Raw genomic sequence first — 15034 nt, 5'->3', positions numbered from 1 at the left:
CTTGAGTTGGCGCTGTCTTACCCTGCGAGAAGTCAATCTCGTCAAGTAAGAGAGTGTGGTCATGAAGTTAAGTTATCTAACCAAGGCAGCGGTGGTTATCGCGCTGTTGTCGACCCTGTCAGGCTGCTGGATGTTCATGCCACCGGGAGGTGGTGGTGGCGGTGGTCACGGTGGCGGGCATGGTCAGGGCGGTGGGCCAGGCGGCGGCCCGCGCTAACGGGCAGATGTGAGAGGCAAGCCATGCGCAATGGCTTGCCTCTTTTTTTGCCCGTGACAAATGCCAGGCAAAGAAAAGCCCGCGTGGGGAGCGCGGGCTAAAAAGGATGTTCATTAGGAGCTGTAGTCACCCTAGGCGCTCGTCTGTGAAAGCTTTGTGAAAATCGTGGCAAAAAAGTGTATGCCTCAATCGCACCTTGGCTGTACGGGGCAGGGCGGCGCATTACCCTCTACTGTCGCTGGCATACCTCTGCGTTTGGATGCCGCATCATGTTCATGTCTACCAGCCTGTTATCAGCCTTCGTGCTGTTCGCCTTCGTGTCCTCGATCACGCCAGGACCCAATAACACCATGTTGCTCGCTTCGGGCGTGAACTTCGGGTTCCGCCGGTCGATGCCCCATGCGCTGGGGATCAGCATCGGCTTCATGCTGCTGGTGATTTCAGTGGGACTGGGGCTGGGCGAGGTGTTCAAGGTGTTTCCGTGGGCCTATACGGTGCTGCGCTACGTGGGCGCAGCCTATTTGTTGTACCTGGCGTGGAAGATTGCGACGGCGGGCGGCATGTCCGACAGCCCTGATGAGCAGGGCAAGCCCATGACCTTCCTCGGCGCGGCGGCGTTCCAGTGGGTGAACCCCAAGGCCTGGATCATGGCGCTGGGTGCAATCACCACCTACACGCCGGCCGAAGGTTACGTCACCAATGTGCTGGTGATTGCGCTGGTGTTCGCGGTGGTCAACCTGCCCAGCGTCTGTGTGTGGGTCGGATGCGGCAGCGGCTTGCGCAATGTGTTGCGTGAGCCGCGCTGGTTGCGGCTGTTCAACGGGTCGATGGCGGCGTTGCTGGTGCTGTCGTTGTACCCGATGCTGTTCGCCGGCTGACTGTCAGACTGGCGAGATGGTCGCCAGCAGGCCGATGCCGATGGTCAACACCAAAAAGCCGAACAGGAAAAGTGCCATCTTGGTCATAAGGCCTCCAGAGGGAAGGGAGTAGGGGTGGCGCTATTGTCCGCCCAGGCGGCGTTTCGATACAGACGCAGATAGCAAAGAAAAAACCGTATCAGATGCGACTGACCCTGTTTAGCCGGGGGCTTTGCTCGCTTGTGGTTATTTCAAGATCAGGGCCTGAGACAGCCGACGCATTTGCCCCTAAGATGGCGCCCATTGCATCAACAATAAGAGTGGGCCAACCCTCGATGGAAAGACGTCAATTCAGCGGCGGCATGAAAGGCAAGAACCTGCGCTACCTCAACGAAACCTCGCAGCCGGCGGCGGTCACCCGCGTCGGCTTCCTGTTGCTCGAACACTTTTCCCTGCCCGCATTCACCCAGACTCTCGACACGTTCGTTACCGCCAATCTGCTGCGTCCCGATCTGTTTGCCGCGCGCACGTTCGGCTGTGACGATGGCGAAGTCATCAGCGACCTTGGCCTGGTGATCCGCCCGGATGCACGCCTGGACGTGGCAGCGCTGCAAGACCTGGAACTGCTGGTGATCTGCGGCGGCTTTCGCACGGAACTCAAGGCCAGCGAAGACTTCATCCACCTGCTGCGCACCGCCGCCGAACAGGGTATCAGCCTCGCCGGCCTGTGGAACGGCGCCTGGTTCCTGGGCCGTGCGGGGCTGTTGCAAGGCTATAGGTGCGCAATCCACCCGGAACATCGCCCGGCGCTGGCAGAAGTGTCCAAGGCTACCCACGTCACCAGCGAACCCTACGTGATCGACCGCGACCGCCTGACGGCCTCAAGTCCGTCCGGTGCCTTCCACATGGCGCTGGACTGGATCAAGGGCCTGCATGACAAGGCACTGGTCGAAGGGATCGAAGACATCCTGGCCTTTGAAGAGTCGCGCTATCGGCGCATCAAACCCACCGAAAACGTCAGCGTCAGCGCGCCCCTGCGTGAAGTGGTGAAGCTGATGGACGCCAACCTGGAGGAGCCCCTGGAGCTGGACCAACTCGCCGTCTACGCCGGCCGTTCCCGTCGCCAGTTGGAGCGTTTGTTCAAGGAACAACTGGGCACCACGCCGCAGCGCTACTACATGGAACTGCGCGTGACTGAAGCGCGACGGCTGTTGCAGCACACCGAGCTTTCACAGGTGGAGGTGCTGGTGGCGTGTGGGTTTGTGTCGCCGAGCCATTTCAGCAAGTGCTATAGCTCGTATTTCGGCTATCGCCCCTCGAAGGAGAAGCGCTTGGTCAAGTAAAACCCGCCGCTTGTTGTGGTGAGCAGGGCAAGCCTGCTCACTACAAGGGATCTCAGAATCGGTCCAGGCGATAAGGCGTCAGTAACTGCGCTTGATCCTTCGCCAACGCCCCAACCCACTCCGCCGTCACCGCCGCCTGCGTCAACCCCAAATGCTGATGCCCAAACGCGAGCATCACCTTCCCATCACACACCCGGTCAATCACGGGCAGTGAATCCGGCAACGACGGCCGGAACCCCATCCACGGCGTTGCACCTTCTGCACTCAGGTCCTCGCGAAACAACCCCTTGCTCAACCGATGCAACTGCCAGGCGCGCTCCATATTCGCCGGGCGATCGAGGCCGGCGAATTCCACCGTGCCGGCCAGGCGCAGGCCATCGGTCATGGGGGTCATGATGAATTTTCGTTCCAGGGAAGTGACGGCAAACGGCAGGCGATGGTGCTCATGGGGCAGCATCAGGTGGTAGCCGCGCTCCGTGTCCAGCGGGACTTTCTCGCCGGTCAGGGCTGCGGTCAGTTTGGCCGAGTGGGCGCCGCAGGCGATCAGCACCTGGCGCGCGGACAGCGGTCCCTGGTCAGTGGTGAGTGACACGCCCTGTGCGTCGACGCGGCCATCCAGCACGTGGCGTTTAAGAAACTGCACGCCGCTGGCCTTGGCCGCACATACCAGTTCGCAGACCACGTGGTAGGGATCCAGGAAGTGCCCGGTGCCGGGAAAAAACAGCCCGCCCTGAATGTTGTCGCTCAACTGCGGTGCAGCCTGGCGTATGGCATCGTCGGACCAGAACGCCACCGGCACCTGCTGCTGTTGCATGCGCTGCTGCAAGGCATTGAGCGCTTCCCGTGATTCCGTACGCTCAAATACCAGCAGCGAACCATCCTCACGCAACAACTCCGGCTGCCCGATGCTGTGCAGCAGGCGCTGCCACGCACCCAGGCTACCTTCATTGAGCGTACGGATACCCGCGACCGTGCGCTGATAACTCGCCGGGCGCAGGTTCAGCAGCAAACGCGCGAACCAGGGTAGGGCGTGCGGCAGGTATTTCCAATCCAGGCGCAGCGGGCCCATGGGGTCCAGCAGCATGCCGGGCAAGCGCTTGAGGATCGACAGGTCGGCAATGGGGAACACCTGTTCGGTCGCCAAGTGCCCGGCGTTGCCATAGGACGCGCCCATGCCGGGTTCCTGCGGGTCGACTACCCGCACTTGCTGGCCCTGACGCGCCAGTTGCAGCGCGCAGGCGACGCCGATAATGCCGGCGCCGACCACGACGATATCCGCATCGGACATGGCCTACGCCTCCCTCTGGCCATCGAGCAGGCGCCGCAGCAGCAACGGGTTGCCGTGCTGGAGTGCAGCAGGCAACAGCGCATCGGGGAAGTCCTGATAACACACCGGTCGCAAAAACCGTTGGATCGCCGCCGTGCCCACCGAGGTGCTGCGCGAGTCTGACGTGGCGGGGAAGGGGCCGCCATGCACCATGGCATCACAGACTTCCACACCCGTCGGCCAGCCGTTGACCAGCAAGCGACCGGCCTTGCGCTCAAGCACCGGCAGCAGGGCCTTGGCGCTTGGCAGATCGTCGTCATCCATCTGCAGGGTCGCGGTCAGTTGGCCTTCCAGGTGTTCGGACACCTGGTGCACCTCTTCGTTATTGGCGCATACGACGATCAATGAAGCGGCGCCGAAGACTTCGGCTTGCAGGTGTTCATTGGCTAAAAAATCCTTGGCCTGAGTCACGAACAGGTGGGCTTGGCCTCTGTTGGGGCCTTCTGCTGGCAACCCTTTTGCCGCCACCTTGGCGTGTTCTGTCAGTGCGGCCACGCCTGCATCGAAGGCACTGAAAATGCCGGGGGTCAGCATGGTCTGCGCTGCACAGTTGGGCAGCATTTCACTGGCCGTGCCGATAAAGCGATCCAACGCAGGCCCTTGTACCGCGATCACCAAGCCAGGGTTGGTGCAAAACTGCCCGGCACCCTGAGTCAGCGACGCCACAAAGCCTTTCGCCAACGCTTCACCGCGTGTGGTGAGTGCGGCTGGGAACAGATACACCGGATTGATCGAACTCATCTCCGCATACACCGGAATCGGCTCGGGCCGGGCCTGCGCCGCTTGGGTCAACGCCACGCCACCGCTGCGCGAGCCGGTGAAACCAACCGCCTTGATGCGCGGATCGGTGACCAACGCAATCCCCACCTCGCGTCCCGAACCGTACAACAGCGAAAACACGCCTTCGGGCAAGCCACACGCCTTGACCGCCAGCGCCACCGCCCGGCCCACCAGTTCGCTGGTGCCCGGATGCGCGGCATGGGCCTTCACCACTACCGGGCAACCGGCGGCCAGCGCGGAGGCGGTATCGCCGCCGGCTACGGAAAACGCCAGGGGAAAGTTGCTCGCACCAAACACGGCCACCGGGCCCAGCGCGATATGGCGCTGGCGCAGGTCTGGACGAGGCAGTGGCTGGCGTTGCGGCTGTGCAGGGTCCACCCGCACATCCAGCCATTCCCCGGCGCGTACGGTGCGAGTAAAGGTGCGCAGTTGGCCGCAGGTGCGCCCGCGTTCGCCTTGGATGCGCGCGTGGGGCAGGCCGGTTTCGGCAACGGCACGTTCGATCAGCTCATCACCCAGGGCTTCGATCTGCGTGGCGATGGCTTCAAGAAAGCTGGCACGCGCCTCCAGCGACGTTTCGCGGTACTTATCAAACGCCGCCCACGCCAAGGCACACGCCTGGGCCACCTGTTCGCCGTCGCCGCCTGGATAGGCCGGTTCCATGGGGGTATCGGTGGCGGGATTGATCGCCCGGATCGCCTCGCGGTTTCCGGAAATGAGTTGCTGACCGATCAGCATTTTGCCCGTCAGAGTCATGGGGTCGTCCTGCTAGAAAAGGGGTTGGCCGCTGCGAGAACCGCAGCGGCGCGCAAGGGGGTCAGGCGACGTTCTGTTCCGCCGACCAGTTGGCGTACCACTGGCGGAACAGTGCGTACTGGTTCTCGGCATAACGGCGCTGGGCGTCGCTGAGCACATCCGTTTCATTGAAGTGCAGGGCGTAGCCTTTGTCACCGTTAAGTACCATCAAGTGCTTGTAATACAGCACCAGGTCGCAGCCTTCGTCGAAGGACGACAGCACTGCCAGCGCGGTTTCCAGCTCACGGGCCTGGCGACGGGCCTTGGCATCGCCCTTGGCTGCTTTTTTGCTCAAGGCCACCAGTTGCAGCACTTCGCGAGGCAGGGCGTTGCCGATGCCGGTGATGGCGCCGGTGGCGTTGCAATTGACGAAACCGTGCACCACCTGGGTGTCCACGCCGACCATTAAGGTCACGTTCTCGTCCTGGGAGGTGATGTGTTCGGCGGCGTAGCGCAGGTCGGCACCGCCGCCGAATTCCTTGAAGCCAATCAGGTTCGGGTGTTCGCGGCGCAGTTCGAAGAACAGGTCGGCGCGGGTGGCGAAGCCGTAGTAGGGGCTGTTGTAGATCACCGCTGGCAGGTTTGGCGCAGCCTTGAGGATGGCCGAGAAGTGCGCCTTCTGTGCGGTAGCGGAGGCACCACGGGACAGTACGCGCGGAATCACCATCAGGCCATGGGCGCCGACTTTGGCGGCGTGGGCGGCATGGGCCACGGCTTCACGGCTGTTGACCGCACCGGTGCCGACGATGGTCGGTACACCGGCCGCCACCAGGCGTGCCACGCCTTCCTGGCGTTCGGCCTCGGTGAGCAACGGCCAGTCGCCCATGGAGCCGCAGTACACCACGGCGCTCATGCCGATATCGATCAATTCCCGGCCCTTGGTGACCAGGGCGTCGAAGTCCGGTTTGCGCTCGGCGGTGCACGGGGTCATCAGGGCGGGGATGCAGCCGGTGAAGATGTTGTCGCTCATTGTTCTAACTCCTTGGAACGTTCAGTACAAACAGGGAAGGGCTTAGATGCCCCAGGCAAACGGGTCGCGTTCGTCGATCAGTAAGGTGCTGTCGGCGGTCATGTAGGCGCTGCCGGTGATGAAGGGCCGCACGCGCTCGCCGTCCCATTCATAGCGGCCTTCGAATTGGCTGCCGGTGATGCTGGCTTGGGTCCAGATTTCACCGGGCTTGAGTTTTTCATCGGCGGCCAGGCAGGCCAGCTTGGCGCTGGTGCCGGTGCCGCAGGGTGAGCGGTCGTAGGCCTTGCCGGGGCACATCACGAAGTTGCGGCTGTCGGCAAGGTCGTCATCGGCGAACAGTTCGATGTGGTCGATCAGCGCGCCATCCGCACCGTGAATGCCTTGATCCTCCAGGGCCTTGAGCATCGCCCAGGTGTAGTCGGTAAGCGCATCCACGTTGTCCATCTGCAAGCGTTGGCCATGGTCCGACACCAGGAAAAACCAGTTGCCGCCCCAGGCGATATCGCCGTAGACCACGCCATGCCCTGGCACCTCCACTGGCACCTGTTTGCGCAGGCGGTAGGCGGGCACATTGCACAGCGTCACGCTGCCGTCTGTGTGCAGCGTGGCCTCCACTGGACCGACAGGCGTGTCGATGGCGTGCACGCCGGGCTGGATACGCCCCAAGTGGTGCAGCGACGCGACCAGGCCGATGGTGCCGTGGCCGCACATGCCGAGGTAACCGGCGTTGTTGAAGAAGATCACGCCGCAGATCGCGCCTGGCGTCACGGGTTCGCAATACAGTGCGCCGACCAATACATCGTTGCCGCGCGGCTCCAGCAGGCAGGCGCGGCGCCATTGATCATGCTCGGTGCGCAGGTTGTGCAGTTGATCGGCAATCGTGGCGCCGCTCAGCGCCGGGAAACCGCTCATGACCAGGCGCGTCGGTTCGCCGCCGGTGTGGGAGTCGATCACATGCAGTCGCTTCATAAAAGGCTCCTGAATCAGTAAGTCGCGGGTGTCAGCGGGGCGTGAGGTTCATCGACGGCTTCGCTTTCATCGGCTTCGTGTTCCAGCCGTACCAGGTGAGCCGGTACGCCAGTGGCGGCGCCCCAGTAGTAAATGCCAAGTGCGCAAACGGCGACGACAATGGTGTCTAGCGGGTGGCTGATCACGCCGATGCCGCCAAAACTGCCAAGCTTGGACAGCAGGATGGTCACCGCGTAGAAGCCGATCAGCCAGGCAGACGAGCGCACTTGTTGTTTGATATTGAGGTGCGCAGTCGGCACCCAGCGTGCGCATAGCAGGTACACCACAAACATCAGGATCTGCAGGCCGAGCAGCCAGGACACCGTGCTCCAGCCGGACCAGTACACGATCAGCGCGGCGATGATGAACGACAACGGACCCAGCACCGCCATGCCCTTGACCCTGAACGGCCGCGCCATCTGCGGGGCATTGCGACGTAGCGCGGCAACAGTCACTGGGGCAACGGCGTAGCTGAGGATCAGCGCCGCAGACACCACATTGATCAGTGCTTCCCAGGACGGAAACGGCAGGGTCCAGAACACCGACAAACCAAAGGTCAGCCACAGCGCCGGGCGTGGAATGCCGGACTTTTCATCGATACGCGTGAAAATCTTGAAGAACGTGCCGGTCTGCGCCCAGCCATACACCACGCGAGGGGTGGCGTTCATGTAGATATTGCCGCAGCCACTGGGCGAGATCACCGCGTCGGCGACCACCAGGTAGGCCAACCAACCCACGCCCAGCGCCAGGGCGATATCCCGATAAGGCAGCGCCAGTTCCTTGCTGATCCCGGCCCAGCCATTGGCGAGCATTTCCGTGGGCACGCCACCGAGGAAGGCGGTTTGCAGCAGCACGTAGATGGCGGTCGACAACAACACCGAAAGGATCAAGGCAATCGGGATCGTGCGCTGCGGGTTCTTCACTTCACTGGCCACCGAGATGATCGGCGTCAGCCCCAGGTAAGCAAAAATCACCCCACCGGCCGACACCGCCATCTCGATGCCCGACAGCCCGAACGGCGCAAAACCCTGCACCTCAAAGTTCGCCGGTTTGAAGAAGGTGAACAGCACACCAATCACCAGCAACGGCACGATGAACTTGAAGACGCTGACCAGGTTATTGGCGATGGCGAAGGTCTTCACGCTGCGGTAATTGAGCACGAAGAACAGGCACAGCAGGGCGAATTGCACCAGCCAGCCGAGGGTGGTCGGGTCGCTGGAACCGGCCTTGGTCAGCTCCGGAAACCACGCCGCGGCGTACTGCCGCGAAGCGACCACTTCAATGGCCACCAGGCTGGAAAACGCGATCAGCGTGATGAAACCCATCAGGTAGCCCAACAGCGGGCCGTGGGAATAAACCGGGTAGCGCACCACGCCGCCGGCACGCGGTAATGCCGCGCCCAATTCGCAGTACACAATGCCCAACAGCAGCACCGCGAAACCGCCGATGAGCCAGGAAATAATGCCCGCTGGGCCTGCTATTGCGGATACGTGACTGGCTGCGAACAACCAGCCCGAACCAAAGATGGCACCCAACCCGATAAAGGTCAGGTCCATCAGGGAAAGCTGTTTCTTGAACTTGCCTTGAGCTGACATAGCGTCGCCTTCTTGTGAGTTATTGGATAGGCATGCAGTGGCCATACAGTGAACTCATGAAGGGCGGCGCGATTGATGTTTTTTGCCGGCATCGATGACGAAATCAGCACAGTTTTAGTGGCTCGACAGGGCGCTGGGCATCGGGCAATCTGCTACCCGTCCAGGCAACCAGCGGGGATCAACCGTCATGCTGCAGAACGCGTTTGCGACCCTTTGCCAAGGGAGCAACCCCCAAGACATCGAGCAGTTAGTGGGCAGTGTCGCGCAGCTATTGCCGATGCTGGACGTGATCCCCAATGCCGCGATTTTCATCAAGGACACCCAGGCCCGCTATGTGCTCGCCAACCGCACCCTGGTGCAGCGCTGCGGCCTCAAGCAGCTGCAACCGCTGTTGGGCAAGACCAGCGCCGAAGTCTTCCCCGCGCAATTGGGGCCGGGCTACACCGAACAGGATCGGCGCGTGCTGGAACAGGGCTTTGTGCTGGAAGACCAGCTGGAACTGCACCTGTACGGCACCCGCGAACCCGGCTGGTGCCTGACCCACAAGTGGCCGCTGTACAGCCACACGGGGGCGATCATCGGCCTGGCGGGTATCTCGGTCGACCTGCAAACCGCCAGCGAAAGCCACCCGGCGTACCAGCGCCTGGCCGCCGTGGACGCGCACATCCGCGCACACTTCAACCGCCGCGTGACCCTGGGTGAATTGACCCGGATCGCCGGCATTTCGGTGGCGCAGCTGGAGCGCTACTGCAAGCGCGTGTTCCACCTGACGCCACGGCAGATGATCCAGAAAGTGCGTCTGGAGCAGGCGCACCGGCTGTTGCACACTGACCTGCCGATCACCGAAGTGGCGCTGCAATGCGGGTACACCGACCACAGTGCGTTTACCCGCCAGTTCAAGGCGTCGACCGGGTTTACGCCGAGGCAGTATCGGCAGTTGGCGTAGTCGCCCACATTGCAATGCAACGAATCGCCCCGGTTGTGGCTCCTATGCTTACGAGCAACCTTTGGACGACAACAGGGATCAGGCATATGACGGCGGCTGAAAACAACCATGTGAACTGGCTGGTGGAACAATCGATGCTGCACGCTGCACGCCAGCGCGCCAAGCTCTATTCGGGCCAGGGCCGGTTGTGGCAGCAGCCGTACGCGCAGACGCGGCCCCGTGATGCTTCGGCCCTCTCGTCCGTGTGGTTTACCGCGTATCCGGCGTCGATCGTGACCCGCGAGGGCGGCACGGTGTTGGAGGCGCTGGGGGATGAGGCGCTGTGGCAGGCGTTGTCGAAGATCGGCATCCAGGGCATCCACAATGGCCCGTTGAAGAAGTCCGGCGGCCTGAAGGGCACGCAGCACACACCGACCATCGACGGTAATTTCGACCGCATCAGCTTCGAGATCGACCCACAGTTGGGCACCGAGGCGCAGTTGCAGGCGTTGACGCGCATGGCGGCGGCGCACAATGCGGTGATCATCGACGATGTGATCCCGTCCCACACCGGCAAGGGCGCGGACTTTCGCTTGGCCGAGATGGCCTACGAAGACTATCCCGGCCTGTATCACATGGTGGAGATTCGCGAGGAGGACTGGGCGCTGCTGCCCGACGTCGCTGAGGGCCGTGACGCGCAAAACCTCAGCCCCGTCCAGGTCGATGCGTTGCGTGACAAACACTACATCGTCGGCCAGTTGCAGCGGGTGATCTTCTTCGAACCCGGCGTCAAGGAAACCGACTGGAGCGCGACAGACGTGGTGCTCGGTGTGGATGGCAAACCGCGTCGCTGGGTGTACCTGCATTACTTCAAGGAAGGCCAGCCATCGCTGAATTGGCTGGACCCGACCTTTGCCGCGCAGCAGATGATCATCGGTGACGCACTGCACGCCATCGATGTGATGGGCGCGAAGATCCTGCGCCTGGACGCCAACGGTTTTCTCGGTGTGGAGCGCAAGCTGGACGGCACGGCCTGGTCCGAGAGCCATCCGCTGTCGATCACCGGCAACCAGTTGCTCGGCGGCGCGATTCGCAAGGCCGGCGGTTTCAGCTTCCAGGAGTTGAACCTCACCGTGGATGACATCGCTTCCATGTCCCATGGCGGCGCTGACCTGTCCTATGACTTCATCACCCGCCCGGCGTACCAGCATGCACTGCTGTTGGGCGACGCCGAGTTCCTGCGCCTGATGTTGCGTGAAATGCACCGCCAAGGCATCGACCCCGGTTCGCTGATCCATGCGTTGCAGAACCACGATGAGCTGACGCTGGAGTTGGTGCACTTCTGGACGTTGCACGCCCATGACACCTTCCTGTACCAGGGGCAGACCTTTCCCGGCAACATCCTGCGCGAGCACATTCGCGAGCAGATGTACGAGCGCCTGGCCGGTGAGCATGCACCGTATAACCTCAAGTTCGTGACCAATGGCGTGTCGTGCACCACGGCCAGCATCATCACGGCGGCGCTGGGCATTCGTGATCTGGAGGCGATCACCGAAGCTGACACCCGGCAGATCCGCCAGATCCATTTGCTGCTGGTGATGTACAACGCCATGCAGCCTGGGGTGTTTGCCCTGTCGGGCTGGGACCTGGTGGGCGCGCTGCCGCTGGCGGCCGAAGAGGTCGAGCACTTGATGCAGGATGGCGATACGCGCTGGATTCATCGCGGCGCGTATGACCTGGTGGATTTGAACCCGGACGCTGAGCTTTCGGCTGGCCAGATGCCACGCTCGAAAAGCCTTTACGGCAGCTTGAACAGCCAGTTGCAGGACCCTGAGTCCTTCGCTTCCCAACTGCAGAAAATCCTCGCGGTGCGCCGCGCCTATGACATCGCCGCCAGCCGCCAGATTCTGGTGCCGGAGGTTGAAAACTCGGCGCTGCTGGTAATGGTCCATGAATTGCCGGCCGGCAAAGGCACGCAAATCACTGCGCTGAATTTTGGTGCCACGCCGATCACTGAAACCCTGCATTTATCCGATATTGCTGCCGGGATGGTGGTGGACATCATCAATGAGCGTGTGGAGGGCGACCTGACGGCGGAGGGGGAATTCACCATTACCCTGGATGCGTATGAGGGGTTGGCGTTGCGGGTGGTGAGTAGTTCACCACAGTAACTTTACCCACCACAAAAGATCGCAACTTGTTTCGGAGTTTCCTTACGTTGCCCGCATAAAGTCGCATGTTAGTGTCCTGCTCACTACTTGCCTCTTACTTGTGTGGCGACTCAAAGGAACAGGAATGCGATCTCCGTCGGTATCCAGTGAAGAACATTCAGCTGCACAACTTCCGCGTGCAGGGTTAGTGGTCAGCCTCGCCACTCGGCAAGAAGAAATACGTGAGGTGCAACGCCTGCGTTATCGTGTATTTACCGAAACGTTCAAATTGTCTGGACTTGCGAATTCTGAGGCGTTGAATGCTGACGAGTTTGATGACTACTGCGACCACTTGCTGGTCCGCGACGCCAAGACTGCAGCTGTGGTGGGCACCTACCGCCTGATGGGCCCGGCCGCTGCACAACGCATGGGGCACTACTACTCGGAGAGGGAGTTTGATCTGAGTGGGCTGGCGTCATTGCGCGCCAGGACCGTTGAAGCCGGGCATGCCTGTGTCCACCCCGAATACCGCAGCGGCAGCGTGATCATGCTGTTGTGGTCAGGCCTTGCGAGGTACATGGAGAGCCAGGGCTGCGACCATTTGATGGGCTGCGCGAGCGTGAGCCTGTCCGATGGTGGTCATGATGCGGCGGCGTTGTATCGCGGTTTTACCGCAGAAAATCGAGCGCCTGCCGACTATCGCGTAACGCCCCATATCCCTTTTCCCTTGGATGAGTTCGCGCCCGGACATGTGCCGCGCGTCCCCCCCTTGCTCAAAGGTTATTTACGCAGTGGTGGCTGGGTCTGTGGTGCACCGGCGTGGGATAAGGAATTCAATGTGGCGGACTTCTTTATGTTATTGCCGCTGTCGAAGTTGGACAGCCGTTATGCGCGACATTACTTAAAGCCTAAACAATAACAAGGGTTCGTTTATTATGTTTCTAAGTGATGAAAGAGATGCCGCTTTAGCCTATATTCCTGAGCTGGTGCCTGTTCTTGAAGCGGCCTCGCTGATTGAACTTGAACGTGGCGAGTCTAAACAACTGGCCAGGTTATTAAAAACAGTGGGCGCTCCAGGGCTTTCCATCGCCAAGGAACTTGGTGGCGGCGGGATCAGCGCAGTCAACCTGGCTCAGGTACACACTTGGGTCGGCGCCCATTGCCCCTCATTGGCGGTGATGATGACCATGCACCATCACACGGTGGCCGGCATGATGGCGGCAAGTCGTTTCTTTCCCGATATCCAGGGAATGCTCGGCGTGGTCGCTCGCGACAACCTGTTGGTCGCCTCGGGTTTTGCCGAGGGGCGGGCGCACGCCAATATCCTGGAGTCCACGCTGTCCGTAGAAAAAACAGACGCAGGTTATTGGGTGAGTGGCAGCAAGAAGCCGTGCACGATGACCCATCACTTTGACGCGATCACCTTTGGCGTCAACTACGTCGACCCGCAAGGCCAGACCCATATAGGCATCGGCCTGGGGTTGGCGGGTGATCCGAATATCCAGCGGAAAAAGTTCTGGTCGGTGCCGCATCTACAGGCCGCCGACAGCCATGAAGTGATCTTCGACAAGCTGTTGGTGCCAGAGGCGATGATGTATTTCAGCAAGGCCGTGGATAACCAGTTGGACGATGTGCACCAGGGCACGGGTGAGCACTTGTTTGCGATCTGGTTCCAACTGCTTGCGTCGGCGTCCTACCTGGGCATGGCGTCTGCGTTGGCGTCGAGGGCATTGGCGTGCAACAAAGGCTCGCAGGATGATCGCGCCATGCTGCTGATTGATCTGCAGGGCGCCACGATGGCGATACGCGGCCTGGCGGTTGCCATCGACCAGAACCGGTTCCTGCGCGCGGATCTGGCGCGCGCGCAAGCCACGCGGTTTGCGGTGCAAGAGGCGATCAACCGCATCAGTACCCGCGCCTTCGAAATCCTCGGCGGCATGGCGTTCATGTCCTCCGAGGAAGTCGCTTACCTGTTGGTGGCCACGCGGGTACTGGCGTTTCACCCCACTTCACGGCTCGCCAGTGTGCCGTTCCTGTGTGATCAGCTCAGTTAGTAGAGCTGCGGCACGATGAGTTCCGGTGGTGTCGGGCTGCGGGAGTAGTCTTCCTGGCGCACGCGCTGCGGCAGTTCGATCACCGGCAGCTCGACTTCTTCATACGGCATCTGCCCGAGCAGGTGGTGGATACAGTTGAGCCGGGCTTTCTTCTTGTCATCCGCCTGCACCACCCACCACGGCGCTTCGGCGATGTGGGTGCGCTCGAGCATGATTTCCTTGGCCTTGGTATAGGCCTCCCAGCGCCGACGCGACTCCAGGTCCATGGGGCTGAGCTTCCATTGCTTGAGCGGGTCGTGAATACGGCTAAGAAAGCGCAGGTGTTGTTCCTGGTCGGAAATGGAAAACCAGTACTTGATCAACTGAATGCCGGAGCGGGCGAGCATGCGCTCGAACTCCGGCACGGTGCGGAAGAACTCTTCGTACTGGTCCGCGTTGCAGAACCCCATGACCTGCTCGACGCCGGCGCGGTTGTACCAGCTGCGATCAAACAGCACGATTTCGCCGGCGGCCGGCAGGTGCGAGACGTAGCGCTGGAAATACCACTGAGTCTGTTCACGGTCATTCGGCGCGGGCAGGGCGGCCACTCGGCAGACCCTCGGGTTCAGGCGCTGGGTGATGCGCTTGATCACACCGCCTTTGCCGGCGGCATCGCGCCCTTCGAACAGGATCACCACTTTGTGACCGGTCTTGACCACCCAGCTCTGCAATTTCACCAGCTCGCCCTGCAGGCGGAACAGTTCACTGAAGTAGATCCTGCGCGCGGCTTTTTCGGCGCTTTCACCGACGTGCTCGTCGAACAGCGCGTTGAGGTCGTGCCCGTCTTCGGATAATTCCAGTTCCAGCTCTTCGTCACTGTGATCCAGCAATTCACGATGGATGCGCTGCATCAAGGCATCTTCTATTGAGGACATGGGCGGAACTCGCGTGGTGGGGGATGGCAAAGTCTTAGTCGCATTTTGTTACTAACCAATGACATCAATTGTCGTGATTGCGGTGGGAGAGGGGGACAA

General features: G+C 61.4%; 13 protein-coding genes. 7 read left to right on the top strand and 6 right to left on the bottom strand.

Annotation, left to right across the window (positions count from 1 at the left end):
* Positions 1–61: 61 nt before the first annotated feature.
* From HX812_RS20855 to HX812_RS20845, 3 genes are all read left to right on the top strand, one after another.
* The gene (locus tag HX812_RS20855) at positions 62–217 is read left to right on the top strand and encodes a hypothetical protein (RefSeq protein WP_177074976.1); all 156 of its coding nucleotides are present in this window, start codon (positions 62–64) and stop codon (positions 215–217) included.
* 269 nt (positions 218–486) lie between these two features.
* Positions 487–1095 (top strand): LysE family translocator, encoded by a 609-nt coding sequence (locus tag HX812_RS20850; RefSeq protein WP_038844575.1) that lies wholly within the window; start codon positions 487–489, stop codon positions 1093–1095.
* Positions 1096–1409: 314 nt separating this feature from the next.
* The gene (locus HX812_RS20845) at positions 1410–2417 is read left to right on the top strand and encodes a GlxA family transcriptional regulator (RefSeq protein WP_038844572.1); all 1008 of its coding nucleotides are present in this window, start codon (positions 1410–1412) and stop codon (positions 2415–2417) included.
* 52 nt (positions 2418–2469) lie between these two features.
* Here HX812_RS20845 and HX812_RS20840 read toward each other — a convergent pair whose 3' ends face one another.
* The 5 genes from HX812_RS20840 to HX812_RS20820 all read right to left on the bottom strand — a co-directional run bounded on the left by HX812_RS20840 (position 2470) and on the right by HX812_RS20820 (position 8892).
* Complete coding sequence (locus tag HX812_RS20840; RefSeq protein WP_038844570.1) at positions 2470–3705, bottom strand: FAD-binding oxidoreductase; 1236 nt, start codon at positions 3703–3705, stop codon at positions 2470–2472.
* 3 nt (positions 3706–3708) lie between these two features.
* Positions 3709–5280 carry an aldehyde dehydrogenase (NADP(+)) gene (locus HX812_RS20835; protein ID WP_038844569.1) on the bottom strand — a complete coding sequence of 524 codons (1572 nt, stop codon included), beginning with the start codon at positions 5278–5280 and terminating at the stop codon, positions 3709–3711.
* A 61-nt stretch (positions 5281–5341) separates the two neighbouring features.
* Positions 5342–6289: a dihydrodipicolinate synthase family protein gene (locus tag HX812_RS20830; RefSeq protein ID WP_038844567.1), complete on the bottom strand. Its 948-nt coding sequence runs from the start codon at positions 6287–6289 to the stop codon at positions 5342–5344.
* 42 nt (positions 6290–6331) lie between these two features.
* On the bottom strand, positions 6332–7258 hold the full coding sequence (locus HX812_RS20825; RefSeq protein ID WP_038844565.1) for a 4-hydroxyproline epimerase: 927 nt from the start codon (positions 7256–7258) through the stop codon (positions 6332–6334).
* Positions 7259–7272: 14 nt separating this feature from the next.
* Positions 7273–8892 (bottom strand): APC family permease, encoded by a 1620-nt coding sequence (locus HX812_RS20820; protein ID WP_038844564.1) that lies wholly within the window; start codon positions 8890–8892, stop codon positions 7273–7275.
* Between the two features lie 187 nt (positions 8893–9079).
* Between HX812_RS20820 and HX812_RS20815 the strand changes: the two genes are divergently transcribed.
* The 4 genes from HX812_RS20815 to HX812_RS20800 all read left to right on the top strand — a co-directional run bounded on the left by HX812_RS20815 (position 9080) and on the right by HX812_RS20800 (position 14021).
* Positions 9080–9838 (top strand): AraC family transcriptional regulator, encoded by a 759-nt coding sequence (locus HX812_RS20815; protein WP_038844563.1) that lies wholly within the window; start codon positions 9080–9082, stop codon positions 9836–9838.
* 86 nt (positions 9839–9924) lie between these two features.
* The gene (gene treS, locus HX812_RS20810) at positions 9925–11988 is read left to right on the top strand and encodes a maltose alpha-D-glucosyltransferase (protein WP_038844562.1); all 2064 of its coding nucleotides are present in this window, start codon (positions 9925–9927) and stop codon (positions 11986–11988) included.
* 124 nt (positions 11989–12112) lie between these two features.
* A complete protein-coding gene (locus HX812_RS20805) occupies positions 12113–12886 on the top strand; it encodes a GNAT family N-acetyltransferase (RefSeq protein WP_038844561.1) in 774 nt (257 codons plus the stop codon).
* Positions 12887–12902: 16 nt separating this feature from the next.
* On the top strand, positions 12903–14021 hold the full coding sequence (locus tag HX812_RS20800) for an acyl-CoA dehydrogenase family protein (protein WP_152514705.1): 1119 nt from the start codon (positions 12903–12905) through the stop codon (positions 14019–14021).
* Here HX812_RS20800 and ppk2 read toward each other — a convergent pair.
* Positions 14018–14935 (bottom strand): polyphosphate kinase 2, encoded by a 918-nt coding sequence (gene ppk2, locus HX812_RS20795; protein WP_025999860.1) that lies wholly within the window; start codon positions 14933–14935, stop codon positions 14018–14020. The genes HX812_RS20800 and ppk2 overlap by 4 nt on opposite strands.
* Positions 14936–15034 lie beyond the last annotated feature (99 nt).

This window comes from Pseudomonas sp. IPO3749 (genome assembly GCF_013386605.1).
GTDB lineage: Bacteria > Pseudomonadota > Gammaproteobacteria > Pseudomonadales > Pseudomonadaceae > Aquipseudomonas > Aquipseudomonas azotoformans_A.
The sequence above is the reverse complement of the archived record's forward strand: the minus strand, read 5'-3'. Positions and strand labels throughout refer to the sequence as shown.

What these genes read in the sequence shown, in the direction of transcription:
- HX812_RS20840 (WP_038844570.1), bottom strand. Translation starts at nt 3,705, where the DNA reads ATGTCCGATGCGGATATCGTCGTGGTCGGCGCCGGCATTATCGGCGTC.
- HX812_RS20835 (WP_038844569.1), bottom strand. Translation starts at nt 5,280, where the DNA reads ATGACTCTGACGGGCAAAATGCTGATCGGTCAGCAACTCATTTCCGGA.
- HX812_RS20820 (WP_038844564.1), bottom strand. Translation starts at nt 8,892, where the DNA reads ATGTCAGCTCAAGGCAAGTTCAAGAAACAGCTTTCCCTGATGGACCTG.
- HX812_RS20855 (WP_177074976.1), top strand. Translation starts at nt 62, where the DNA reads ATGAAGTTAAGTTATCTAACCAAGGCAGCGGTGGTTATCGCGCTGTTG.
- HX812_RS20815 (WP_038844563.1), top strand. Translation starts at nt 9,080, where the DNA reads ATGCTGCAGAACGCGTTTGCGACCCTTTGCCAAGGGAGCAACCCCCAA.
- HX812_RS20845 (WP_038844572.1), top strand. Translation starts at nt 1,410, where the DNA reads ATGGAAAGACGTCAATTCAGCGGCGGCATGAAAGGCAAGAACCTGCGC.
- HX812_RS20800 (WP_152514705.1), top strand. Translation starts at nt 12,903, where the DNA reads ATGTTTCTAAGTGATGAAAGAGATGCCGCTTTAGCCTATATTCCTGAG.
- HX812_RS20825 (WP_038844565.1), bottom strand. Translation starts at nt 7,258, where the DNA reads ATGAAGCGACTGCATGTGATCGACTCCCACACCGGCGGCGAACCGACG.
- HX812_RS20850 (WP_038844575.1), top strand. Translation starts at nt 487, where the DNA reads ATGTTCATGTCTACCAGCCTGTTATCAGCCTTCGTGCTGTTCGCCTTC.
- ppk2 (WP_025999860.1), bottom strand. Translation starts at nt 14,935, where the DNA reads ATGTCCTCAATAGAAGATGCCTTGATGCAGCGCATCCATCGTGAATTG.
- HX812_RS20805 (WP_038844561.1), top strand. Translation starts at nt 12,113, where the DNA reads ATGCGATCTCCGTCGGTATCCAGTGAAGAACATTCAGCTGCACAACTT.
- treS (WP_038844562.1), top strand. Translation starts at nt 9,925, where the DNA reads ATGACGGCGGCTGAAAACAACCATGTGAACTGGCTGGTGGAACAATCG.
- HX812_RS20830 (WP_038844567.1), bottom strand. Translation starts at nt 6,289, where the DNA reads ATGAGCGACAACATCTTCACCGGCTGCATCCCCGCCCTGATGACCCCG.